The following is a 22,786-nucleotide window of genomic DNA, read 5'->3' as shown; positions in this document are numbered from 1 at the left end:
CCATGTGCTTTACCTCGAGCGGTTTTGAAACTTATTGGACTGGAGCATCGCCTGAATGTCCGCATAGTCATAATAAATCACACCTCCTATTTTGGTAAAAGGCAATGTGCCGTTTACTCTGAGGTTCTGTAGCGTGCCGGGCGAAATGCCCAGGAGCTTGCGGACTTCATAGGATTTCAGCCATTTCTTGGTAGGCTGGCCGGAATGTTCTTTAAGTAGCCTTTTGAGGTCTTCCAGGAGTTCGATCTTGAACTCACGGAGGTCATCTGTGGTAATAACTTCTGTTGCCATTTCGTAACAAATGTTGATTGAACAGCGAAGGTGTTACCGTTTGGTGAGTTTTATTCACAAGTCAAACCGAAGTTGGGAAAGATTTTTTCTTAAATGGGCTCTTTTTCAAATAATCCCCATGTTTTCCATAATGCTCCATAAGCGCACACCTGAGGATCGTTCCATCTTTTCCATGGTGCGGAATTACACCTTTGATCCACGTTGACATTGGTCATGCAATAATGTTTCAAATCACACTTCTTTGTTCCGCATTCAAACAGGTTGAATATTTCCATAATTGCAGCAAGCCTGTCAGGTTGAATGTTTTCTTGAGCAATAGCTTGTGGAGGGTGAAACCAAGCATCACCATTGATATTCATCATTAAGGGTGTACCTAATTTGCTGAATACCTCAATGAACTTGGCTGAAGGCATAGTGGCTTGGCGAAACATCTCTAAAAACAAACCAGAGCTCTTCAGCCTTATTGATTCACCTTGTGATAAAATCTCATCTACCCAATTTTTTTCCGCCAAGTACACATCAGTAGTAAAGTAGCCACCTAATAGTTCTTTTGATTTTTTAATCTGAGACTGAAAAATCTCAAACAGTGACTTTGAATCAGCCGATACATTGCGTAGAACAAAATCATATACATCATTGGCATTTTCAGGCAAGTATTTTTGTGTCTTCATGATTTCGAGTATTGAAACAAAAGTTTCTCCGGAATGCATTGACATTAGAGATGCTTCACATAAAGCCAGTACGTTTTCCAAATTAGAGGCAAACTGAGGGTGAATGTGTGAAGCAACATATTCTGCTGCTTTATATGGCCATGATGGGTGATCGGTTACTCCAAAAAACTTTTCTTGCAAAATGTGAGCGATATTCTCCAAGATGCAAATCCCCCCAAATTGGAAGGTTTCGTTTGAACCGTTTAAGGTAAGATTTACTCTAATTTCCTTAGCATACTTCGAGAATGGGTCGGGAAGAAAAATATTAGAATCATGAATGGCCACAGAAAGAATATTAAGGTCCTGAACGCCAACTCTCAGATTCCCAGTTCCAAGGTATAGATTCTGTAGTTCGGCATTCAACTTTGAGTTAGCTCCACTTTGATCGATCAAAGGGATTTTTACTTTGATAAATTGATCTGTGGAAGTTCTAAATTGCTCATTATAGTACCTAAGGCGATTGGCAATAATCGAAGCATTTGTAACACCGAAGGTGGTGGTTAAATCCTGGAGAAAATGAATGTATTCATGGAAAAACGTAGATAAATGAGCCTTGCTAAGCGTATTGAGATCAGACAAATCACAATCAGCGTTCACTGTCAGTTTTAAAAAAGAGGGATTGTAGTAGCCTCTTGTCGTTTCGAGCTTATTATCCATCTCTGAATATAATGAATTGATTGTGTTATTTCTCATCAGCTTCATCCATTCTACGGATAAGGCTTTCATGAAGTGAATCGAGGAATTTTGTCCTTCCTGTCTTTCTGATGCGGATTTCGAGGAAAGTGCGGTGGTATTGCCCTAAATCAACTCCAAAAGTGTCTTCCAAACATTTGGAAATTTCTTTCAAGTCTGCACTGCCATGGTTAAAGACTCCACGGGCATGAAGTGCGTACATTAGCTCAATCAGAGCTACTTTGGAGTCTGTCCATGTCATTTTCACCTTCGGTTCGACTTGTGATTTCCCGTTGTTTAAATCTCTCAAGGTCAGCTTGTTCAACTCATCTTCCAGATAGACATTGAGCAAATCATTGGCAAGGATATTGGAAACCTTGAAATCGTGGCTAGTAGAGAAATTTGGATCGGTTTCAAAGAAGAAAGAGTCAAGCGTTAGTCTTATGTCCTGTTTGCCTCTGACAAAATATTTGTGATCCAGATAATTACTGTGGGTACGATAGTAGCGGTAAAATTCCAAGTTGTTGTCGAAGTACCGTTTGAGCTTATCTAACTCATTTTGATAGTATTTACGTTTTACCTTGATTCCTCCGTTAGGTTTGTTGGTTTCAATATTGAATACGCTGAGGTGGTAGATGAGCTTACTAACGAATTTCGGTTTGATCTCCTTGAAAAAGTAGATTTCATCGGTTTGTGAACACAACCGATCACCCTTCAAATCATCTCTCAACTGATTAATTGCCTGAAGGGCTATTTGAAAGCTTTGCTCTGATTTTTTTAGAATGTCGTCCTCTTCCAGATCAATCATTCGAAGCTTATCTTCTAATTCTTCATATTGTTGGTTATAATTTTCAGGCATTTAAAAAGTGAGTTTATTGATTCCATAGCATGTTCTAAATTAGTTTCGTTGCACCCTTACCGCATTTAAAATAGCCAACAGCGCCACTCCCACATCAGCAAAGACGGCTTCCCACATGGTGGCTAGACCTCCGGCTCCCAGTGCCAGCACAATAAGCTTCACTCCAAATGCCAGGCCTATATTTTGCCATACGATCCGTTTGGTTTGTTTGCCTATTTGAATAGCAGTAGCAATTTTAGAGGGCTGGTCAGTCTGAATGACCACATCGGCTGTCTCGATAGCGGCATCACTGCCCAAACCACCCATTGCCATGCCTACATCTGCCAGAGCAAGGACGGGAGCATCGTTGATACCGTCCCCCACAAATACAATGACACGGTTGGTATCCTTTTTCAACTCTTCTACTTTTTCCACCTTTTGCTCTGGCAGCAGATCACCAAAGGCTTTATCTATTCCCAGTGATTTTGCCACCTGTTGTGTCACAGCGTCTTTGTCGCCTGATAGCATGACCAGCTCTTTTACACCTGCTTTGTGCAATGCTTCAATCGCCTGTGCAGCATCCTCTTTTAATTCATCTGCTATCACCAAGTAACCGGCATATTTTTGGTCCACTGCTACATGGATGACGGTATTGACCTCTCCGGCAGCATCAGCACAGGTAACAATCCCTTCCTTGTCCATCAGCTTTTGGTTGCCGGTGAGCACATGCTTACCATTTACTTTTCCTTTCAGGCCATGTCCGGCTAATTCTTCCTGTTGTTCGGGTTCTGAAATTTCTCCTCCCTGCTTTTTAGTGTATTCTGTAATGGCTTTTGCGATGGGATGGGTGGATTTGCTTTCCATAGCTGCCGCCAGGCTAAGCCACTCTGTAGTGATACCGTCCATGGTCACGGCCTTCTGAACTTCAAACACTCCCTTGGTAAGTGTTCCAGTTTTGTCCATTACCACGGTATTGACTTTTGTCATGAGGTCAAGAAAGTTGGAGCCTTTGAATAATATGCCTTTGCGGGAGGCTGCCCCAATCCCTCCGAAATAACCAAGCGGAATAGAAATGACCAGCGCACAGGGGCACGAGATCACCAAAAAGATCAAAGCCCTGTAAAGCCAGTCTTCAAACACATAGCTTTCTACAAAGAAATAAGGTAGGAAGACCAGGCCAATGGCCAGAAAGGTAACAATGGGTGTGTAAACCCGTGCAAACCTGCGGATGAACTGCTCGGTTTTTGCCTTGCGTGCGGTAGCGTTCTGCACCAGTTCCAGGATGCGTGCCAGCGAACTTTCATTGAACAGCCTTGTGACTTTCAATTCAATCAGCATGTCGAGGTTCACCATCCCAGCCAGCACATTTTCTCCTTTGTTGTAGGTAGCTGGTTTGCTTTCGCCAGTCAGGGCGGAGGTATTGAAGCTGCTTTTTTCACTGATCATTTCCCCATCGAGAGGTATTTTTTCTCCAGGCTTTACTTGTATGGTTTCCCCGATTTGTACTTCTTCCGGATGTACGGACACCATTTGCCCGCTTCTATACACAGAGGCAGAATCCGGACGGATATCCAGCAGAGCTTTGATATTACGTTTGGCCCTGTTCACTGCTGCATCCTGAAACAACTCACCGATGGCATAGAAAAGCATTACCGCCACCGCCTCGGGATATTCGCCTATGGCAAAAGCCCCCAGAGTGGCTATTCCCATGAGGAAAAATTCAGTGAACACATCACCTTTCAGTATTGACTTCCAGCCTTTGACCAATACCGGCCAACCCACAGGCAAATAGGCCAGCACATACCAACCGATGCGGATCCAGCCGTGGAAAAATGCAGGCTGTCCCCATTGGTCAGCGGCTATTCCTGCAAGCAGCATGACAAGGCTTACAATACCACTTCCCCAGATTTGCAGGAAAGTGGAGGAGGATTTCTCCCCCTGCTTTTTTGGTTTGCCTGGATGCTGGTCGGTGCTGCAGCAAGCTTTGTCTTCTATATTGTTTGCATTAGTCATACGCTTGTCAGTTTTTTAATGTGTGAAAAAGGAAATGATGCCTGTGATAATGAGGATGCACCCCGAAACCAGCCCGGTATTATGCTCCAGCCTGTGCCAGTTGAAACGGTGCAGACCTTTCTGTGCGAGATACACCCAAAACGTGATCCCTAACACGGAAACGAAGGTGTAGAGCAAGCCCACTGTCATGATCATCGGCCATCCATGAGTACCTGCCATCAGGAAGTAGGCTTCAATTTCCAGGCAGGGCGAAAGAAACATCATAAATACCAGCAAGGTCACCACTTGGGTTGCTCCGGCCTGATCCAGCTTTTGTTTTTCATTGAAGTGAAAATGATGGTGCCTGTGGTGTTGGATGATGAAATAAAACCCTATGGCAATGAGCAAAGCAGGAATGACCCAACGGGTGTAACTGTTAAGCGTTTCTGCCAGTGAAAGGCTGAATAAGCCCAGAAACACGCCCAGCAGAAAGGTACTCAGCGAATGAGCCAAAGCTGCCATAGCCGCAATGCGAACCGTCTTGCTACCTTGCCAGCCAAAACTTTCTTTCAGAGCCAGCACCGGCAGCCAGTGGCTGGGAATCAGCCCGTGGAGGAGGCTGAGCATGATGGTACCAGTGAGCAAGGTGGTCATAGTCTTGTATCAATTTATTTTTTGAATTGATCTATTATTGCCTTCAGGTCTTCTGGGATTTCCATGGGCAAAAGAGGCGGAACATTGGCTCCTCCGGTATTGCCTACAGGTACTTTACCTACAAAGGATTTTACTCCTCCTACAAATAGCCTAAGAATCTGCCCCCGGATTTCTGCCCAATCCTTGATCATGAAGCCGAACCGGAGCATAAGCCAATGCGCTTCCGAGTGCTGGTATGGATAGGGCTGACCAAGGACGTGCGCCCGCTCCAGATGTCGCCAAGCTTCCTGAAGGTGACGCTTGGCGAGTTTTTCTTTGTACAGAATGAGCTCCTGACGATAGTGTGGTTTGAGGCCCTTAGGCATGGCAGTGTTAAACTTCATAGCGTTAAGTGTTTTATCTGAAAATACGTGTAAACACAATGCACAGTCATTGCAATTTTCATCCTGCACACTTCCCGCAAACACCCTTTACCACCAGGTTGGCTTCTTCGCCCATGAACTTGCTTGGCAGGTCAATTTCAGGGATTTTGTACTTGGGCAAACAGAAGGTTTCACTACACACCCGGCAATGGAAATGTACGTGCAAGTCCCGTTCGATATTGCACTCGCATCCCTCTTCGCACAAGGCGTATTTAGGTGCTCCGGTACCGTCATCTATACTGTGCACCAGTCCGTTTTCCTGAAAGGTCTTCAGGGTGCGGAATAGTGTCACCCTGTCTGACTTTTCAAATGCCTTTTCCAGGTCAGAAAGGCTGATGGCGGCCTCCTGACTGGTCAGGGCTTCCAGCACCAACAGCCGCATGGCTGTTGGTCGGATATCCTTTTCTTTGAGTTTATTTTCGAGTTCTTTGATCATACGTGTCCTTCATTTTAATGCCCGTGTCCTCCTCCTTCTTCTTCGGTATTTTTGGCTTTAGCCAACAAGGTGAAGGCACCTTTGGTGACAAGTTGAATGTTACTCAAGTCCTCCGCTGTATCGGCCAACGAAATCTGCGTATAGCCGTCTTCGGTATATCCCTTGATGACTTCCAGCATTTCAAAATCGTGTACGGTTTCACCGTTCTCTGATTTCTTACCCGCATATGAAAAAACGTATTGTTTGCCGCCAAACCGCACAATGGAGGCTTCCGGGGCAGCAAGCACTTCATTACTGTCGGTTTCGATTCTGGCAGCTACATACATGCCCGGCTTCAGGTCTTCATGCATCTTTTTTAAATGCCCATGTACGGTTACTGAACGGTCTTCCCTAACCCCACTGCCTATCAGGAAGACTTCAGCTTCCCGCCATTCTTCAGGTGAATTTGCCAGGGCAAACCGGATGCGCTGGCCTTCCCTTACCCGTGGGATGTCGTTTTCATATACCGTCAGTTCCACATGCAGATCCTCGGCATTGGTGATGTCCATGATCACATCCTGTGGGTTGATGTACTTGCCTATATTGGTGTACACTTCACGGACCGAGCCTGTTACCGGTGCATAAATATTGACCGAAGCAGATACTGTACCTCCTTCAATTTTAGCAGGATTGAAACCGATAATTTTCAAACGTTCTTCCATGCTTTTAATTCGTGCCTCATTGGCCAGGTAGTCACTTTTAGCCTGTTGAAAGGTTTTGCCAGAGGCCACCTTTTCATCAAACAACTCCTTCTGACGGTCATATTCTGCTTTCAGAAATTCCTGATTGGCCAAGCCCTCAAGATAATCCTGTTGGAACTGGATAAACTCCGGATTTTCAATCACTACCAAAAGCTGACCTTTTTTCACTTTGCTGCCCGGCAGCATTTCGGTATATTTCACAAAGCCACCATAGGGCATGTTGATGGAAATATTGCTCTGAGGAGGCACGTCAATCACTCCATTAACCCGTAGCTCAGAACCGATAACCTTTCTTTCGGCATTTCCAATCTGAATGTCTGCCTGATCGTATTGTGCCTCAGTGAGTTCTACCGTATTCTCACCTTCTTCGTGATGCTCCTCTGTTGTTCCTTCATTTTTTGAACCACAGGAGGCAATAGTCAATCCCAGTATAAAAACTATTGAGATTCTGTTGATGTATTTGATTGTATTTTTCATTTGTTGATTTCTTTTTATTGAACGCCTGAGATAAACTCGATCTGGATAATGGTCTGGTTGTATTGGTTGAGAATGTCCAGGTAATTAAACCGGACTGTCAATGCCCGGTTAAGTCCCTGGATGTATTCTACATAGCCAATTTCCCCGTTTTCAAATCCTTTCTGAGCTTGTTTGAGAATTAGCTCTGCCTGAGGCAGGGCGTTTTGCTCGTAGTAGTCGATACTGGTCTGAAATTTTTGGTACTGCTGAATGAGAGACCTTAGCCTGCCTTGCAGTTCGTTGGTCACCGCTTGTAGCCTTGCTTCGTTTTCCTGCTTTTTCAATTCGGCAGCCTTGATGACCGATCCTTGCGACTTGGCACCAAAAATGGGGATGGCTATTCCTACCTGAAAACCGGTAAAGCGGTCGCTGGAAGTGAAAGTGACCGGGTTGCCATCCAAATCCTGATTGGGTCCATTGAGAGACTGGTTGAAATAACCTACCGTGAGATCCGGTAGTAGCCGTGATTTCTCCACCGACTTTTCTCTTTCAGCTACCTCCATTTGTTGGCGGAACCAGGCAAGTGTTGGGTTATTCGCAATGCCTTGCGTATCTAGTAATACACTGCTTTCCCTTGCTTTCAGGTTGCCCACGGTGATATCTATCGGGCTTTCCAGGTTGAGTAAGGTTTGTAGCTGGGTCTGATAGATTTCAATATCGGACTGGTTTTGCTGCAACATGACTTTTATTTCCGCCACCTGCGACTCTGCTGTTGCTTTCTCAAGCAAGTTGCTTTCCCCGGTTTGATAACGAAGACCTGCTGCCCTCACAAAGCGCTGGTAAAGGCTGTCCTGCTCCAGCAATAACTGTCTTTTGCTTTTTTCAAACCAAAGAATATACCAAGTAGCTTTTACCTGCTGCACCAGTTCGTTTTGCGTAGCGTTTTTCCGCCATTCGCTTGCTTCCATCCTCGCTTTGGCCAGCTTGTTTTGATTGGCATAAACCGTAGGGAATTCGATGGATTGAGAGATATTGAACTGGTTGTCATTGTCGTAAATGCTGTTGTACTGCCCATGTGTAAGGCTGAAATTGGTTTTGGACAAATTCCAGCTGGCACCTTTTAATGCTCGTTCCTGTTGGGTTTGCAGGTCTGCTGCCTTCAGGGTCGGATTGTTTTGAATCGCTACTTGTATCGCCTCATCCAGTGACTGAAAGGAAGCAGGTGATTCCTGTGCCTTTACTTCTTGAAACTGGAAGAAAAAGAGACCGATAATCAACAAAGGTGCTACTGCTCCGGGTTTTACTTTAATCCCTCTTTCAAAATAATAGTAAAGGATAGGCAATACAACCAGTGTCAGGAAAGTAGCAGTGATCAACCCGCCAATCACCACAGTGGCCAGCGGACGCTGTACTTCTGCTCCACCTGATTGAGAAAGCGCCATGGGCAGAAAGCCCAGGGAAGCCACGGCAGCCGTCATGATTACCGGGCGCAGACGTACACTTGTGCCTTTGTAAATCCGCTCGAAAATATCGGAGATACCATCTTTTTTCAGGTGATTGAACTCGCTGATGAGCACTATCCCATTCAACACTGCTACCCCAAACAAAGCGATGAAACCAACGCCTGCCGAAATACTGAAAGGCATATCCCTGAGCCATAAAGCGAAGATGCCACCAATAGCAGAAAGTGGGATGGCTGTAAAAATGAGGATACCCTGTTTAATAGAACCGAAGGTGAAATAGAGCAATACAAAAATCAATAGAAGGGCCAACGGCACGGCAAAGGAGAGTCGTTCACGGGCTTCCACGAGGTTTTCAAACTGGCCACCGTAAGAAACGGTATAGCCAGGAGCAAATACCACCGATTCATCAATTTTCTGCTGAAGCTCGGTTACTATGCTTTCTACATCCCGGTTACGTACATTGAAAGCTACAATGATCCGTCTGCGGGTGTCGTCTCGCTGGATTTGGTAAGGGCCTTCCTGGATTTCCACTTCGGCCACCTGGTAGAGCGGTATTTGGTGCCCATCTTTGCGGGCGATGTAAAGGTTCCGAACGGACTCTACATCCTCCCTGTTGGTCTTATCCAATCTGACCACCAGGTCAAAACGCTTTTCATTTTCATATACCAGTCCGGCTGAAGCCCCGGCAAAGGCTGCCTGTACCGAACGGTTTACATCCCGAATGCTCAGGCCATACTTCGCCAGTTGGTCTCGTTTGTAATTAATGACAATTTGCGGTACACCAGTTACCTCTTCTATGTACAAATCCTCAGCTCCTTCCACACCAGAAGCCAGCCGTCCTATCTGTTCGGCATACTCCGAAAGCTCATTGAGATCCTCTCCGTATATCTTAACCGCCACATCCTGACGAACCCCTGTCATGAGTTCGTTAAAGCGCATCTGGATGGGTTGTTGAAATCCAAAAGTAACTCCCGGAATGACCTCCAGAGCTTCGGCCATTTTGTTGGCCAGTTCTTCCCTGTTAGAGGCTGTGACCCATTCATCTTTGTTTTTTAGAATCACCATCATGTCAGCAGCTTCTACCGGCATGGGATCGGTCGGGATTTCTCCTGCACCAATTTTTGATACTACCTGCTTTACTTCCGGGAACTGTTCGAGTAGAATTTTTTCCGCCTGGGTAGTAGCTGCAACCGTATTTTGTAAGGAACTTCCTGTAATCACCCGGGTTTCTACCGCAAAGTCGCCTTCCTCAAGTGTTGGAATAAATTCCCCTCCCATATTGGAAAAAACCCAAAGGGAGGTGCCAAATAATCCAAGTGCAATGGCTAACATCAATGGCCGTTTTTGCATCGCCCAACGAATTGTCGGGTCGTACAGTTTATGAAAGAAAGCCATGATCTTGTCTGAAATATTGGGTTTGTATTCCGTCTTTTTACTTAGTACAAGAGCGGACATCATGGGTACATAGGTAAGCGAAAGGATAAAAGCACCCAGTATAGCAAAGCTTACAGTCTGTGCCATAGGGCCAAACATTTTGCCTTCTATCCCTACTAAAGCAAGGATGGGCAGGTACACGATGAGAATAATGATCTCCCCGAATGCGGCTGAGTTCCTTATTTTGCTTACAGATTGATAAACCTCCTGGTCCATTTCCTGCTGGGTAAGTTTTCTTCCAAGTTTCAGTAAACCCAGGTGATGGAGGGTAGCCTCTACAATGATCACCGCTCCGTCCACAATCAACCCAAAATCAATAGCTCCCAAACTCATCAGGTTGCCCGACACACCAAAGAGGTTCATCATGCCAAAGGCAAAAATGAGCGCAAGGGGAATTACCGATGCTACAATCAAACCTGCACGGAGATTTCCCAGCAGCAGCAACAAAACGAAGATCACGATCAAGGCTCCTTCAGCCAGGTTTTTGCTCACTGTACCGATGGCAGTGTTTACCAATTTTGTACGGTCCAGAAAAGGCTCAATGGTAACTCCCTCCGGTAATGTTTTGCGTATCTCAGCGATTCGGTTCTTCACATTCTCAATAACATCAGCTGAGTTTTCTCCTTTCAGCATCATTACAATGGCGCTAACCACCTCGCCTTCACCATCCCGAGTAGTGGCGCCATACCGTACTGCATTCCCAAGCTGTACCTTTGCCACATCTTTTATGAGGACAGGAATTCCATCCTGATTATTTTTGATGAGCATGTTACGGATGTCATCCATGTCGCTTACCAGACCTTCACTTCGGATGAAATAGGCACTGAGGTTTTTCTCGATATAAGCCCCTCCGGTATTCTCGTTGTTTTCTTCCAGTGCCTGAAAAATATCGGCTATAGAAACGTTCATGGCCTTGAGCCTGTCCGGGTCTATGGCAATTTCATATTGCTTGAGATAGCCTCCAAAGCTGCTTACATCCGCCACCCCTGGAGTACCGAGCAACTGCCTTCGCACAATCCAGTCCTGGATCGTCCGTAACTCACGGGCGTCATATTGATCTTCATAGCCCGGTTCGGTACCTACCACATATTGATAAATTTCCCCCAATCCGGTAGTAATGGGGGCCATACCCGGCTGACCCACTCCCGGTGGGATTTGGGCTTGCACATCGGCCAGGCGTTCGTTTACCTGCTGACGAGCCCAATACACATCCACATCTTCTTTGAACACGATGGTCACCACAGACAGCCCAAAACGGGAGAATGAACGGATCTCGTCCAGTTCTGGGATGGTGGCCATGGTGATTTCGATGGGGAATGTGATTAAACGTTCTACTTCTTCTGCCGCCAGAGATGGGGAAGAGGTGATAACCTGTACTTGATTGTTTGTAATATCCGGTACGGCATCAATGGGAAGCTGTGTAAGCGAGTAGCCTCCCCAAATGACCAGGCCCAGCGTGAGCAGGCCAATGATCAGTTTGTTTTTGACTGAAAATTGAATGATTTTATCCAGCATTTATTTTGCATTTTGAATCCTGATTTAATGAATTGATTGGGGCAAAAATGCCCATCGGTGGAATGCCGGACGGAAATAGCAAAATGCACCTTACAGCATTGCACAAATGCAATGATTCAAAGGTTGATTTTGAAAATTGCCCGGTAAATCAGGCCTTGGGAGGCTGAAAAGGGGATTCTGAGTACTCAGAACAAAGAGAAAAACTATAGCGTGTTGCTCTTATTTCTGTTGTAATATGAATGGGAGTCATTTCTGTATACCCCCATAGTTGGGCTATGTAAGTGTATCCGTGACAGCACTGGTGCTGACCGTGAAAAGGTAAGTTTTTGTCATGCTCGTCATCATGGTGGCCTTTTGCATTTTGCCCGTCACCATAATGAAAGTCAATAAACTCTGCGAATGAAGTTCCATTATGTTCTGCATATTCCTCGTAGTGTTCAAAAAGCACCGGAAGCTTTGCTAATTCACAACATAAATCCAAAGTAGGTCCCATTGCCTGCATCAGGAACAGAAAGCTGAACGATATGGATAGAATGGAATTCATTTGCCTGCAAATATACGCAAAATTAATGTGCAAGGGTATTGCAAAAGTCGGCAAGTACCCTTGGGGATTCCTAAATAGTTCAGCTTTTCATCTTCCTTTTCAGCAATTGCGCATTAATGGCCACTATGATCGTACTCAGGCTCATGAATACTGCGCCTATAGCAGGACTAATCACCAGGCCGGGGATAAACCCTGTGGCCAAAGGCAATGCAATTGCGTTGTAGCCGGTAGCCCAAGCGAGGTTCTGGATCATTTTGTTGTAAGTGGCCCTGCCAAACAGTACCAGGTTGGCAATGTCCTTTGGGTTGCTGTTAACCAATATGATATCGGCTGTTTCGGCTGCCACATCGGTACCTGAACCTACAGCAATACCCACATTGGCTTGTGCCAGTGCAGGGGCATCATTTACCCCATCACCCGTCATAGCCACAAAGTGGCCTTCTTTCTGAAGTTTCTTGATGATGTCTACTTTTTGGTGTGGAAGCACTTCGCTATAGTAGCCATCCAGCCCAAGTTTGTCGCTTACTGCTTTGGCCGTTTTCTCATTGTCACCGGTAGCCATGTATAGTTTCATGCCTTTTTCCCGAAGCGTTTCGATGGCCTTAGGGCTTTCTTCCCTGATTTGATCGGACAAGGCTATGAAGCCAATCAACTTTTCTTCCAAAAGCACAAAAACTATGGTTTCTGCGGCATCAGATCCTGCCTGTTCAGGGATGTTTATGTTGTTTTCTTTCAGATAGCCGGGGCTGACCACTTTCCAGTTTTGTCCATCGATCTTGCCCTGAATGCCCTTGGCCGTCAGCGATTCAAAATTTTCAACCTTTTTCAATGTCAGACCTGCCTCTTTCGCTACTTTCACAATGCCTTGAGCAATTGGATGCTCGGACTGCTGCTCCAACGAAGCGGCAAAGGCCAATAGCTCTTCTTTGTCTATATCATCCGTCAGACTCTCATATCGTGAAACCCCAAACTTCCCTTCGGTCAGAGTCCCGGTCTTGTCAAATACCATTGCAGTAATTTTCCGGGCATTTTCAAAAGCGGTACGGTTACGGATTAGCAAGCCTTTGCTTGCGGAAACAGCTGTGGAAATTGCTACGACCAATGGAATGGCCAAACCCAATGCGTGTGGACAGGAAATAACCATGACGGTCACCATCCGCTCCAGGGCAAAGTCCAACGGTTTGCCCAGACTGATCCAGGTTACCAGTGTAATCGTGCCGGCACCAATGGCAATGAACGTGAGCCATCTGGCGGCAATGTTGGCCAGATTTTGGGTTTTGGATTTGGCTTTCTGAGCCTCTTCCACCAAAGTGATCACTTTGTTTAGGTAGCTTTCTTTGCCGGTTTTGGACACCTTTACTTTGATGGACTGGCTGCCATTTACCGATCCACCAATGACCTGGTCTCCTTTGGATTTTTTCACCGGCTTGCTCTCACCGGTGAGCATGCTTTCGTCCAGGTGGCTTTCCCCATCCACCACTGTGCCGTCCGCAGGTATTTTCTCATTGGCTTTTATCAGGATGATATCCTCCTTTTTCAGTTGATCAACCTTGATGTCCTTGATTTGGTCTCCTTGTACCAAATGCGCTTCGGAAGGCATCATCTGCACCAGTAATTCGAGCGCTCTTGATGCACCCATGACCGATTTCATCTCGATCCAATGCCCTAGCAGCATGATGACAATCAGAGTAGCCAACTCCCAGAAGAAGTCCATTCCCTCCAAACCAAAAACCACTGCCGAGCTGTACACGTAAGCCACGGTAATGGCCACTGCGATCAGGGTCATCATTCCCGGGTTTTTGTCTTTTAGCTCGTCCCAAAGTCCTTTGAGGAAAGGCCATCCTCCATAGAAAAAGAGGATAGACGAAAGGCCAAAAAGTACATACTGATCACCGAAAAAGGTAATCTCAAATCCAATTAATTGCTGGATCATGTGAGATAGTGCCAGAATCGGTACAGTGAGCACCAGAGAAATCCAAAAACGCTTTTTGAAATCTTCGATCATCATGGCGTGGTGATCGTGGTGTCCATGCTGATGGTCTGATTTGTTGATGGTTTGATGCTCCGATGAATGAGACTTTTCAATCCCGGTATCATGCTCATGATGGTGATGCTTGTGATGATCGTGGTTATGCTTTTCCATGAGTAAAATTTTTAGTGGTTAATCTGTTTTAAAGGGAAGGGAAATACTGAGCTTTTCCCATGACATGCGGATAGCACCTGAGCCTTCTCCCTTATCTTCAATGGTATAAGTTAGCCGTTCGGTAAGTGGCATTCCCGTTTCCGGTGTTACCTCAATCCTGATGACATCATCGGCCTGATCGTAATCATCGGCCAGGTGCTGCTCCCAGTTTTTGTTCAGGATCAATGTCCAGCGTTCCTGTCCGGGAATGGTAAAGAACGCATATTTTCCTTTTGGGATCGTAGTTTCTTCGATTTGGATTACTTTGGAAAATTCTATCGTGGTGGCACTGTGTGCCCCGGTTACCCAAACCTCATCATAGGGTACTAAGCCTCCCCAAATGACCCTACCTCTAACGGCTGGTGAATGGTAGTTAATAGAAACATGGGCATTACCCACATTGCCATGCGCTTCCTGAGGAATGCTCTTTTTCGAGTTGTCCGATTGTTCAGTAGGTGCTTTTTCCGGCTGATGGTGCTCATGCTCACCGTGTTCGCTTTTTTTGTTTTGGCAGGATGCGATCAGCAATCCCAGTGCAAGTGTGTAAATCAGTTTGTTCATCATTTTTTCTTTTTAAGTTTTGAAGTGGTTTTTAAGAAAGTTTTAGAGGATACTGCGTAAAGTGTAAAGCCTGATAGCACCGTAAAAAGGCCAAAGACTGAAAATGCCCTGAGCAGCCAATTGTTGAAATTGTCCCGCCCGGCATAATCCATGGTGTGAAACATCCAAAGAAAGTCGAACCAGCGCCAACTGCTGTGCCTTACCCGCTCAAAGCGGCCATTGGAGGCATCTATGTATGCTACCAGTTTGTCGGGATGATCAAAGTGGACAGCCCAGGCTGGTAGCGGCCTGCCACGGTATTCATGATGGTTGTCGGTTTCAGTAATCCATTCTGTTTTCAGGATTTCCAGGTTTTTTACAAGATGGTTCTGTGCGATTTCGGCCGCCTCCGTTTCGGTTATGCCCTTTATGATTTGCCCAGTCAGGGCATTGTAAAGCAGGCTATCGTTGACCCAATAATGCGGTTGGTGATTGATGTAGCGAAGCTCAAGGGATGAAATACCAAGCGTTGAATCCAATTGTGCCGGACTGATCAAGTTCCGGGGTGAATGCGTCATGACATGCTCACCATGGAACTGATCTCCATGAATTTCATCAATATCCGTCCAACTGAAATAGAGGCCACTGATCGTCCATCCTATAAACTGAATGCCAATAAATAGCCCCAGATACCGGTGTATTTTTCGGATGTAGTAGTTTCTGTTTCGTTTCATTTTTTAATCTTTATCCCTTCGTAATAGCAAAATGTACCTATATGGGTATTAATAAAGCCAGTCTGCTTCACATCTGTGAACCCTGCCTCTCGGATGTAATCCGGCAGCAAGCCCTTTACATTGGCCGTGGTGGTTTTGAAACCGTCCAGAAGCTGCACGGTGTAAAAAACTGTGCGCATCCATCGGTTCTTTGCCTTGCCCCAATCACCTATGATGAGCTTGCCTCCAGGCTTTAGAACCCGATAGATTTCCCTTAAACAATGCGCTTTTGTTTCATCATCTAATTGGTGAAATACCAGACAACTGTAGGCCTTGTCAAAAACAGCATCGTCATACGGGAAAATATCACCGTTGTAGAGTTGGAGTTCAACCAGAATGTCTTTGCCTTTGAGCTTTGAAAAGGCGATCTCCCGTACCTTTGGGTCAATGTCCAATCCGAAAAATGAAGAGTTGGGAGACCGTGAAGAGGCAATCGCCAGATTGGCTCCTGTACCATAACCAAATTCAAAAATTTGCTCCAGAGGTTCGGGTTTTAAACGGTTAATTAACTCGTTTCTAAATTTCTTTTCCGGCATGGTGATGCGTATGGTAGCATCGTACCATGCTGTAAGAAAATCATACCCGAGTGCGGGGATGAATTTCTTCTCAGACTTATGTTCATCATGGTTCATTTTTTCTCTCAATTGTTTTTGTTCTAATTTCTCCCAGCCTTGGTAGACCAAACATTTATGTGAACCAAATGCACAAAAAATACAACACTGATCACCCTGAACAGTAATCTTACATTCACAGCCCTTACAATAGAAGCTATTTAGCTGCTCGTTATAAGGTATTCTGCGAACCTGCTGCTGGCCGCATACCGGACAGGTAAGTACCGAATCAAAAAACAATCCGGGCATACAGGTGATTTAAAATCAGTTAATGTCCATGTTCCAATTCCAAAAATTTACCTTCCGGCCCTACACCTTCTATGTGTACCAATTGTGCTCCGTAATGTCCTGCCTGTGCCACGGCATAAGCTGCGCTCAATAACACAACTGCCACAATAGCCATAGCCCATCTTTTTGATTGGAAAATGAACAGGTTGATTCCTTGCAATAGCAAGCCGATAAATCCAAGATTGATTGTCCAGTCAGCCCAGAAGTCGTGTTGTTCCAGCACGAGCTTGGCATGTTCGGTTAGTCCGTGCGTATGCGGATGGAAGTTTCTGCCGGCCAAGTACGCAGCAATAAAACCTACCAGCACCAGGGCAAAGGCTGTCCACGCCAATTCCTTTTTGATGAAATAGATGTTGACAACCGCCAGAATGGCTCCCACTATCAACAATACGATAGCGAAATGGACAATCAGTGGATGGATTGTAGGGAAATCGGCCAGGTCTGCGGTGACCTTTTTTTCGTGGTGTGCATCTTGTGCATGTGCATCGTGGCTGTCTGCCTCGCTGATACGGGTGTGGTCTGTATGCTCTTCTTCGGTGGAATGAGCATTCATCACGGTATCCGCTTGTTGGGCGATACTGTCTTGTTTGCTTTTGTGGCCGTCATGTGCCGATACGGTTGTAATAGTGAATAGTACCAATACAACTGCTTTTAGAGTATTTTTCATTGTCATATTATTTAGTTGGTTAATGATTGGTCTGTGGTTTTCTTGCTGACGAATGGGTTTGCCATATTTTCCATTGACCGTTTTCTTTTTTCAAAATGCTGGAGGCAACTCCTTTTCGCTCAATAACTGACTTGTCCTTGCTTAGCACAATGGTGTATTTGTAGGTTTCAGTAGCAAAGGCAAATGGCAAAGCGACTTCAATGGCTACTTCATAGTCACTAAACTTGAAAGATTCGAAATGATGGAGCTCCGGGCCCAGGTGGTTGGCCAGATAGTCCTGATATCGGCCTTCAACTTTGCCTGATTCAACAACAATTGATTGTGATACAAATAAATTACCCGTGCCCGTTGTGTCGAGGCTTTCAATGGCCTGTTTGTATGATTCCAGTACTTGTTTTACCTGGTTAATTTCATCCGACTGTTGCGCTTGAGTCTTCACGGCCACTATGGCAGCAAGACCTAAAAAAAGCAGTTTCAATTTCATGGATTTTGGGTTAAAGGATTGTTTTTAGTTTTTCTTAAATGCGCTGTAATTAATCTCTGATTCAAAGTAGGCAACTGCACCTTGCGGGTTCATCAGCACGATGTAAGCCTCCGATTTATCTACAGGATTACCACTGTACGGATCAATGGCGATCCTTGCACTTTCCAGATTGTTGAGCTTATCAACACATCCCTGGCAACAGCCGTAGTAGGTTTTGCCATTTACAGGTACCGGAATTTGGGCTACACCCATATAGGCGTCATTGACCATACATACCAAGCTTGGGTCAACTGGGGTCTTTATCTCATCACTGGTTAGACTAACTGATGAGCCCATGTGGTAACCTTGAATCCAAAATACCGCTACAGTAACTACTACAATCAGAGCAAATAATGTTAGATATGCCATTAACTTGTCTTTGGTTGTCACCTTTGGACTATCGTTGTGAGTTCTCTTCTTCATCGCATTTAGAGTTTGGTGCCTGATTGAAGAGTGGCGGCCGGATTGCATGCAAGACAACACCAGCATAAAGGCCACTCTCCAACAGGGCTTTAATTTTACTTATCTTCCTCTTTTTTCATTTCCTGTTCCAAGAAGAAACAGTGCGCAGCACACGCATGAAGTTTATAGTTTTTATGAACTGTCCCTCGCTTGTGACCTTCCGGATCCAGGATTTCGCAGGTATCATCAGTCCCTTTGGTATTCAAAATGAAGACTCCATCATTGTTGTAATAGCGACCATCTTTTTTGGCCTTACCTAAGGAGTTACCTTCAGCATCATACACTTTACCATTTTTGATAAAGCCCAGCTTTTGATTCTGATTGTTGAAAACTATGTCTTCCTTGCTGATGTATCCGAGTTTGGTGCCTCGGTCATCCGATACCTCGCCTTTTCCATTGATATGAATAAGGCGTTGCTCTGTCTTGCTACTTGGCTGTGCCAAGAGGCCCTGTGCGGCCAGCAGTATTCCTCCCAGGAATATTATACTGAAAATGATGTTCTTTTTCATTTCTGATTGATTTGTGCCTGGTGTCAGGATCGGGCTCAGCTTATAGTGAACCCAATCCCTTATGCCAAAACTAGGGTCAGTTAATCGTCTCTTTTACGCTCCCGCACTTCAGCATTTTGTCACCGAAGTAGGGGTTGCGGATTTCCTTTTCGTTGGATAGCCAATAGCCTCCGGTGTTGCCGTTGGCCATGGGGCAGTATTCCAGGTAGAGTTCACCCATGCTGATGTCAGCACCCTTCACCAAAGTGGCCATTTCATTGCTCAACGCTGTAAATGCCTTGCGTTGGTTTTCCAGAGTAGCTGACTCGGCAACTTTGGCCGCTTCTGCATGGACTTTATCACTGCCTTTTACATTGTGAATGGCTTTCACCAAAGATTCAGAAGCAGATTTTGCTTTCTGAAAATCAGACGCCACCAAAGCATTCTTCAAAGTGATGTACTGTGTGTAGGAAGAACCTAATGCCTTGTCTTTGAACATTGGTTCCATCTTTTGACTGCTCGTTTGTGCTCCATGCGCTGCATGGTCATGTTGTGCGGTTGCTCCCCAGCTTACTAAAGCCAGGCATAGCATGATCATTGTTTTTTTCATTTTTCTATTTGTTTAAAGGTTAAATACTTGAATCAGGGCTAAACCAGTGACCAGAAGAATGACTACTCCCCAGACCATCCGGCTGACCCATTTTTTTATTGTTGAAGGAGCTTTTTCATCTCCGGTTTTACAGCAACTTTTCATCTCTTAATGGTTATGTCCACTGGCTGCTTGCTTGGCAGGCCCTCCATCCTCAAAGACTTTTTGACCTTTGAGATACGTCTCTTTTACTTCCCCACAGGAAAGCATAGCCTCACCGAAATAGGGGTTGAGAATCTCTTCCGATTCACTGAGCCAAAATGCGCCCTTATTGTCGAAAGCCATTGGGCAGAAGTCCTTGTACACTTTGTCTTTTTGCAATCCAAAGGATTCGGTCACCTCCAGCATGTTTTCTGAAAGCATAGAGAAGTGTTGCCGCAGGCCATCGAGGTTTTCTTCATCCTGCATCATTTTAGTTGCTTCTGAAAACTTCTGTTTCAAAGCCATCCAGTGATCGTGTGCCTGGCCTTTCAGCCCGGCCATGTCAATCTGGTCCAAAGCTGCCTCCAACTGTTCCAATGCGGATTGTGTAGCCTTTGGATCATCAGCGACCAAACCATTCTTTACTTTGAAATAAGCATCGGCCAGCGCTGTGATTTGTTCCCTGAAAGCCTGTGGTACGTCCATGGTTTTCACATCCGGACGCATGAGCATACTGTAGTTTCCGGAAAGTTGTGCAGCCGCATCGATGGCAAATACTCCATTGGTCACTATCTCTTCACCCGCTTCCAGTCCGGCTTCCACCAGCCACATTTCGCCCATACGTGGGCCAATGGTGATTTCACGCATTTCGTAGGTAGGGAATTCTGTGTCGGGTACCTTGACATATACAATGGAGCGCTTGCCCGACCAAAGCAGAGCGGTGCGAGTTATGGCCAAAGAGGATTGCCCTTTGCGTAAAGTGGTCCGCACCCTGGCGTTGATGAACATTTCAGGTCGCAGCTCTCCGTTGCTGTTGGAGGCCTCAGCCCTCACAGAGGCTGCACGGGTTGAAGAATTTATGACCGGATCTATGTAGGTAATCTTAGCTTTAAAGGTCTCTCCGGGAATGCCTGCTGCGGTAAAGTTGACCTCATCACCGATTTTTACAAATGGGAGATCGGATTCATACGCATCAATCATTATCCATACCCGGTTCAGGTCAACTATATCAAATAAAACTGATCCAGTGTTCACATAATCACCAACTGAAATATTCCGCTGGGTTACAATACCACTTTTGTCGGCCAGCACATCAAATTGATCCTGCACTTTTCCAGAACCTTCAAGATCGTCAATTTGCTTCTCATTAAGTTTCCATAAGCGCAGTTTTTCCCTGGCTGCCTGATAAAGTTCGGGATAGGTGGATTTGGTAGAAGCAGCCTCCAAAAGTTCCTTTTGTGCTGTAACCAGCTCGGGTGAATAAATGGTGGCCAACCTTTCGCCCTGCCGGACAACCTGGCCGGTGAAATTGACAAAAAGCTGATCGATACGTCCCGGAAATTTGGCCGTGACAGAAGCCAGTTGGCGTTCATCGGCTTTCACTTTTCCGGTTAGAAAAAGCTCCCCTTCAGGAGATACTCCTGTAACCAGGGAAGTATGGACATTGGCCATGGCCACTGCTTCGGGTGTCATCTCATGCATAAGTGGACTGGCCGAGGCAGCAGACCGTTTACTTGAAGCTGGGATCAGGTCCATCCCGCAGATTGGACAACTGCCCGGTTCTGAAAGCCGTATCTGTGGGTGCATGGAGCAAGTCCATATTTGATCAGAATCTTCATCATGTACATGAACAGCTTCTTCGGTCTCCGATGGACTTGGAGATGGCTTTGCCAGCCAGCCTATAGTGCCCCCAAGCATAAATGCTACAAGCACGGTCAGGAGGACTTTCTTATTTTTAATTAATTCTTTCATCTGTTTATAATTTATTTTTTATAGGTCAGATGGAATCTCGCATAGGTAAATTCATGCCTTTGGGCGTCATTTTGGTCATGCTCGATTTCATCGTTTTAAAATTTTTGATCACCATTTAATTCAGTTCTATTGCTGCCAGATTTTCCAGCACCGCTATTGTAATATGCTGATCCACAATTGCTGCGATCAGCTTGAGTTGATAGTCGAGAAGCTGCTGTTGCACACGCAATACTTCTTCGAAATCCCGACCATCCGTAGCGTAGCTGGTCATCAGCAGGTTCAGGGTTTGCTTTGCCAGATCGGTTTGCTCTCTGTGCAGCCTTGTTCTCCTATTTGCATCATCCAGGTCACGCATGGCGCTTGACCATTGCGTTGAGAGTTGGTTGACCGTGTTTTCTCTTCGTTGCTGCACTGCCAATTGCCTTAGCTCCGCCTCCTTTTGCAAGGCATTGTACTTTTTACGGTAAATGGGTATGGTTAACCTGATCATAGGCATCACCATGTCATTGCCACCCATTGGCATACCATCTTCAATTCGTGGAGAAAAAGGGATATAGTTTACCCCAGCCCCCAGCATGGGTCTGCCTTCCAGTCTGGCCATTTTCTTTTGTGCTTCATACGCCTGTTCCTCGGCATCCAGCATTTTCAGCATCGGGTTGTTTTGGGTGATGCTGTCCAGTATTGCCAATCGTTCCAAAGGCAGTGCTGTATCAGTCAGTGAATCCACTGGTGACACACGCTCATCGATGTTACGGTTGAGGAGTTGGTTGAATTCTGCGACAAGTGGTACCCTGGAATCTCTTAGTAGAGCCAGTGTATTTTCCAGCTCCTTGATTTCGATCCTTACCCTAAGCACATCACTCATACCAGATTTACCCTCGCCCATTGATGCGGATGAGTTCATCGAAGAATTACTCTTTGCGCTGTTTTTACTTGTAGAACCACTGTTCATACTTCCTCCCATACCACCAGTAGAAGATGTTGATGAGGTGGAGTTACCACTGCTCATCGTAGCATTCCCCGACATACCGGAAGAACTTGAACCACCCCCTGTACCTGCACTCTGAAAACGGATAAGTGCCAGTCGCTCATACTGTTTCAGGATTTCGAGGTTTTCCTCCGTGATCCTGATGTCCTCCTCCAGGCGGTACATTTCGTACCAGTTGTTTTTTACCTGAAAAAACAAACGGTTTTTAGCATCCTGGAATACTTCGTATTGGGCCAATGCCATTTTGCTGGCTTCATCCTTTTGGGTTTTCAGCATCCCAAACCAAGGGAACATCTGCATCAGTTGAATGTCTGCCTGCTGGTTGCCCATGAATCGTTCCATAGGCTGGATAAAAAAGCCTATGCTCAATTCCGGATCCGGCAAAGTGCCCACCTGCGGCACTTGTTCCAGTGCCGCCAGGTAATCATTGAAATAGGCTTTAAGCTCCGGATTGTTTTCAGCAGCTATCTCCAAGGATTCTTCCAGGCTTTGTGAGAAGCCAATGTTTTGAATTCCCAGAAGTAGTAGTATTATAATTGCTATTTTTTTCATCTT

At 45.6% G+C, this 22,786-nt stretch carries 21 protein-coding genes and 1 pseudogene; all 22 read right to left on the bottom strand.

Annotation, left to right across the window (positions count from 1 at the left end; all coding sequences use genetic code 11):
• Window positions 1-9: 9 nt before the first annotated feature.
• Window positions 10-291: a helix-turn-helix domain-containing protein gene (locus tag AAOP42_RS22210; protein ID WP_349530787.1), complete on the bottom strand. Its 282-nt coding sequence runs from the start codon at window positions 289-291 to the stop codon at window positions 10-12.
• Window positions 292-380: 89 nt separating this feature from the next.
• Window positions 381-1,727 (bottom strand): hypothetical protein, encoded by a 1,347-nt coding sequence (locus tag AAOP42_RS22205; protein ID WP_349530786.1) that lies wholly within the window; start codon window positions 1,725-1,727, stop codon window positions 381-383.
• A complete protein-coding gene (locus AAOP42_RS22200; protein WP_349530785.1) occupies window positions 1,684-2,532 on the bottom strand; it encodes an RteC domain-containing protein in 849 nt (282 codons plus the stop codon). The genes AAOP42_RS22205 and AAOP42_RS22200 overlap by 44 nt, the downstream gene beginning before the upstream one ends.
• Before the next feature lie 39 nt (window positions 2,533-2,571).
• Complete coding sequence (locus AAOP42_RS22195; RefSeq protein ID WP_349530784.1) at window positions 2,572-4,524, bottom strand: heavy metal translocating P-type ATPase; 1,953 nt, start codon at window positions 4,522-4,524, stop codon at window positions 2,572-2,574.
• A 15-nt stretch (window positions 4,525-4,539) separates the two neighbouring features.
• Window positions 4,540-5,157, bottom strand: a complete 618-nt coding sequence (locus tag AAOP42_RS22190; RefSeq protein ID WP_349530783.1) for a hypothetical protein — start codon at window positions 5,155-5,157, stop codon at window positions 4,540-4,542.
• Between the two features lie 14 nt (window positions 5,158-5,171).
• The gene (locus AAOP42_RS22185) at window positions 5,172-5,540 is read right to left on the bottom strand and encodes a DUF3703 domain-containing protein (RefSeq protein ID WP_349530782.1); all 369 of its coding nucleotides are present in this window, start codon (window positions 5,538-5,540) and stop codon (window positions 5,172-5,174) included.
• Between the two features lie 58 nt (window positions 5,541-5,598).
• A complete protein-coding gene (locus AAOP42_RS22180) occupies window positions 5,599-6,015 on the bottom strand; it encodes a Fur family transcriptional regulator (protein ID WP_349530781.1) in 417 nt (138 codons plus the stop codon).
• Between the two features lie 14 nt (window positions 6,016-6,029).
• The gene (locus AAOP42_RS22175) at window positions 6,030-7,232 is read right to left on the bottom strand and encodes an efflux RND transporter periplasmic adaptor subunit (protein ID WP_349530780.1); all 1,203 of its coding nucleotides are present in this window, start codon (window positions 7,230-7,232) and stop codon (window positions 6,030-6,032) included.
• A gap of 14 nt (window positions 7,233-7,246) precedes the next feature.
• Window positions 7,247-11,623: a CusA/CzcA family heavy metal efflux RND transporter gene (locus tag AAOP42_RS22170; protein ID WP_349530779.1), complete on the bottom strand. Its 4,377-nt coding sequence runs from the start codon at window positions 11,621-11,623 to the stop codon at window positions 7,247-7,249.
• Between the two features lie 148 nt (window positions 11,624-11,771).
• The gene (locus AAOP42_RS22165; RefSeq protein ID WP_219956399.1) at window positions 11,772-12,167 is read right to left on the bottom strand and encodes a hypothetical protein; all 396 of its coding nucleotides are present in this window, start codon (window positions 12,165-12,167) and stop codon (window positions 11,772-11,774) included.
• Window positions 12,168-12,246: 79 nt separating this feature from the next.
• Window positions 12,247-14,310 (bottom strand): copper-translocating P-type ATPase, encoded by a 2,064-nt coding sequence (locus AAOP42_RS22160; protein WP_349530778.1) that lies wholly within the window; start codon window positions 14,308-14,310, stop codon window positions 12,247-12,249.
• A gap of 18 nt (window positions 14,311-14,328) precedes the next feature.
• Window positions 14,329-14,913, bottom strand: a complete 585-nt coding sequence (locus tag AAOP42_RS22155) for a DUF2911 domain-containing protein (protein WP_349530777.1) — start codon at window positions 14,911-14,913, stop codon at window positions 14,329-14,331.
• A complete protein-coding gene (locus tag AAOP42_RS22150) occupies window positions 14,910-15,623 on the bottom strand; it encodes a PepSY domain-containing protein (RefSeq protein ID WP_349530776.1) in 714 nt (237 codons plus the stop codon). Before AAOP42_RS22150 ends, AAOP42_RS22155 begins: the two co-directional genes overlap by 4 nt.
• A complete protein-coding gene (locus tag AAOP42_RS22145; protein ID WP_349530775.1) occupies window positions 15,620-16,294 on the bottom strand; it encodes a class I SAM-dependent methyltransferase in 675 nt (224 codons plus the stop codon). The genes AAOP42_RS22150 and AAOP42_RS22145 overlap by 4 nt, the downstream gene beginning before the upstream one ends.
• A gap of 51 nt (window positions 16,295-16,345) precedes the next feature.
• Window positions 16,346-16,522: pseudogene (locus AAOP42_RS23835) on the bottom strand (GDCCVxC domain-containing (seleno)protein); the annotation flags it as partial.
• Between the two features lie 19 nt (window positions 16,523-16,541).
• Window positions 16,542-17,228 (bottom strand): DUF2231 domain-containing protein, encoded by a 687-nt coding sequence (locus AAOP42_RS22140; RefSeq protein ID WP_349530774.1) that lies wholly within the window; start codon window positions 17,226-17,228, stop codon window positions 16,542-16,544.
• A gap of 19 nt (window positions 17,229-17,247) precedes the next feature.
• A complete protein-coding gene (locus tag AAOP42_RS22135; protein ID WP_349530773.1) occupies window positions 17,248-17,712 on the bottom strand; it encodes a nuclear transport factor 2 family protein in 465 nt (154 codons plus the stop codon).
• Between the two features lie 24 nt (window positions 17,713-17,736).
• Window positions 17,737-18,174, bottom strand: coding sequence for a hypothetical protein (locus tag AAOP42_RS22130; RefSeq protein ID WP_349530772.1), 438 nt, complete (start codon window positions 18,172-18,174; stop codon window positions 17,737-17,739).
• A gap of 95 nt (window positions 18,175-18,269) precedes the next feature.
• Window positions 18,270-18,722, bottom strand: a complete 453-nt coding sequence (locus AAOP42_RS22125; protein WP_349530771.1) for a 5-fold beta-flower protein — start codon at window positions 18,720-18,722, stop codon at window positions 18,270-18,272.
• A gap of 76 nt (window positions 18,723-18,798) precedes the next feature.
• Entirely contained in the window at window positions 18,799-19,311 is a 513-nt protein-coding gene (locus tag AAOP42_RS22120; RefSeq protein WP_349530770.1) for a DUF3347 domain-containing protein, read from the bottom strand.
• Window positions 19,312-19,458: 147 nt separating this feature from the next.
• Window positions 19,459-21,243 carry an efflux RND transporter periplasmic adaptor subunit gene (locus AAOP42_RS22115; RefSeq protein WP_349530769.1) on the bottom strand — a complete coding sequence of 595 codons (1,785 nt, stop codon included), beginning with the start codon at window positions 21,241-21,243 and terminating at the stop codon, window positions 19,459-19,461.
• Between the two features lie 115 nt (window positions 21,244-21,358).
• Complete coding sequence (locus tag AAOP42_RS22110) at window positions 21,359-22,783, bottom strand: TolC family protein (protein ID WP_349530768.1); 1,425 nt, start codon at window positions 22,781-22,783, stop codon at window positions 21,359-21,361.
• Window positions 22,784-22,786 lie beyond the last annotated feature (3 nt).

This window comes from Reichenbachiella sp. MALMAid0571, from assembly GCF_040151475.1.
Taxonomy (GTDB): Bacteria; Bacteroidota; Bacteroidia; order Cytophagales; family Cyclobacteriaceae; genus CAXBNB01.
Note: the sequence above shows the minus strand (reverse complement) of the source record. Positions and strands in the feature narration are given on the sequence as shown.

Coding starts and splice junctions, on each gene's coding strand:
- AAOP42_RS22210 (WP_349530787.1), bottom strand. CDS start 291: ATGGCAACAGAAGTTATTACCACAGATGACCTCCGTGAGTTCAAGATC.
- AAOP42_RS22205 (WP_349530786.1), bottom strand. CDS start 1,727: ATGAAAGCCTTATCCGTAGAATGGATGAAGCTGATGAGAAATAACACA.
- AAOP42_RS22200 (WP_349530785.1), bottom strand. CDS start 2,532: ATGCCTGAAAATTATAACCAACAATATGAAGAATTAGAAGATAAGCTT.
- AAOP42_RS22195 (WP_349530784.1), bottom strand. CDS start 4,524: ATGACTAATGCAAACAATATAGAAGACAAAGCTTGCTGCAGCACCGAC.
- AAOP42_RS22190 (WP_349530783.1), bottom strand. CDS start 5,157: ATGACCACCTTGCTCACTGGTACCATCATGCTCAGCCTCCTCCACGGG.
- AAOP42_RS22185 (WP_349530782.1), bottom strand. CDS start 5,540: ATGAAGTTTAACACTGCCATGCCTAAGGGCCTCAAACCACACTATCGT.
- AAOP42_RS22180 (WP_349530781.1), bottom strand. CDS start 6,015: ATGATCAAAGAACTCGAAAATAAACTCAAAGAAAAGGATATCCGACCA.
- AAOP42_RS22175 (WP_349530780.1), bottom strand. CDS start 7,232: ATGAAAAATACAATCAAATACATCAACAGAATCTCAATAGTTTTTATA.
- AAOP42_RS22170 (WP_349530779.1), bottom strand. CDS start 11,623: ATGCTGGATAAAATCATTCAATTTTCAGTCAAAAACAAACTGATCATT.
- AAOP42_RS22165 (WP_219956399.1), bottom strand. CDS start 12,167: ATGAATTCCATTCTATCCATATCGTTCAGCTTTCTGTTCCTGATGCAG.
- AAOP42_RS22160 (WP_349530778.1), bottom strand. CDS start 14,310: ATGGAAAAGCATAACCACGATCATCACAAGCATCACCATCATGAGCAT.
- AAOP42_RS22155 (WP_349530777.1), bottom strand. CDS start 14,913: ATGATGAACAAACTGATTTACACACTTGCACTGGGATTGCTGATCGCA.
- AAOP42_RS22150 (WP_349530776.1), bottom strand. CDS start 15,623: ATGAAACGAAACAGAAACTACTACATCCGAAAAATACACCGGTATCTG.
- AAOP42_RS22145 (WP_349530775.1), bottom strand. CDS start 16,294: ATGAACCATGATGAACATAAGTCTGAGAAGAAATTCATCCCCGCACTC.
- AAOP42_RS22140 (WP_349530774.1), bottom strand. CDS start 17,228: ATGAAAAATACTCTAAAAGCAGTTGTATTGGTACTATTCACTATTACA.
- AAOP42_RS22135 (WP_349530773.1), bottom strand. CDS start 17,712: ATGAAATTGAAACTGCTTTTTTTAGGTCTTGCTGCCATAGTGGCCGTG.
- AAOP42_RS22130 (WP_349530772.1), bottom strand. CDS start 18,174: ATGAAGAAGAGAACTCACAACGATAGTCCAAAGGTGACAACCAAAGAC.
- AAOP42_RS22125 (WP_349530771.1), bottom strand. CDS start 18,722: ATGAAAAAGAACATCATTTTCAGTATAATATTCCTGGGAGGAATACTG.
- AAOP42_RS22120 (WP_349530770.1), bottom strand. CDS start 19,311: ATGAAAAAAACAATGATCATGCTATGCCTGGCTTTAGTAAGCTGGGGA.
- AAOP42_RS22115 (WP_349530769.1), bottom strand. CDS start 21,243: ATGAAAGAATTAATTAAAAATAAGAAAGTCCTCCTGACCGTGCTTGTA.
- AAOP42_RS22110 (WP_349530768.1), bottom strand. CDS start 22,783: ATGAAAAAAATAGCAATTATAATACTACTACTTCTGGGAATTCAAAAC.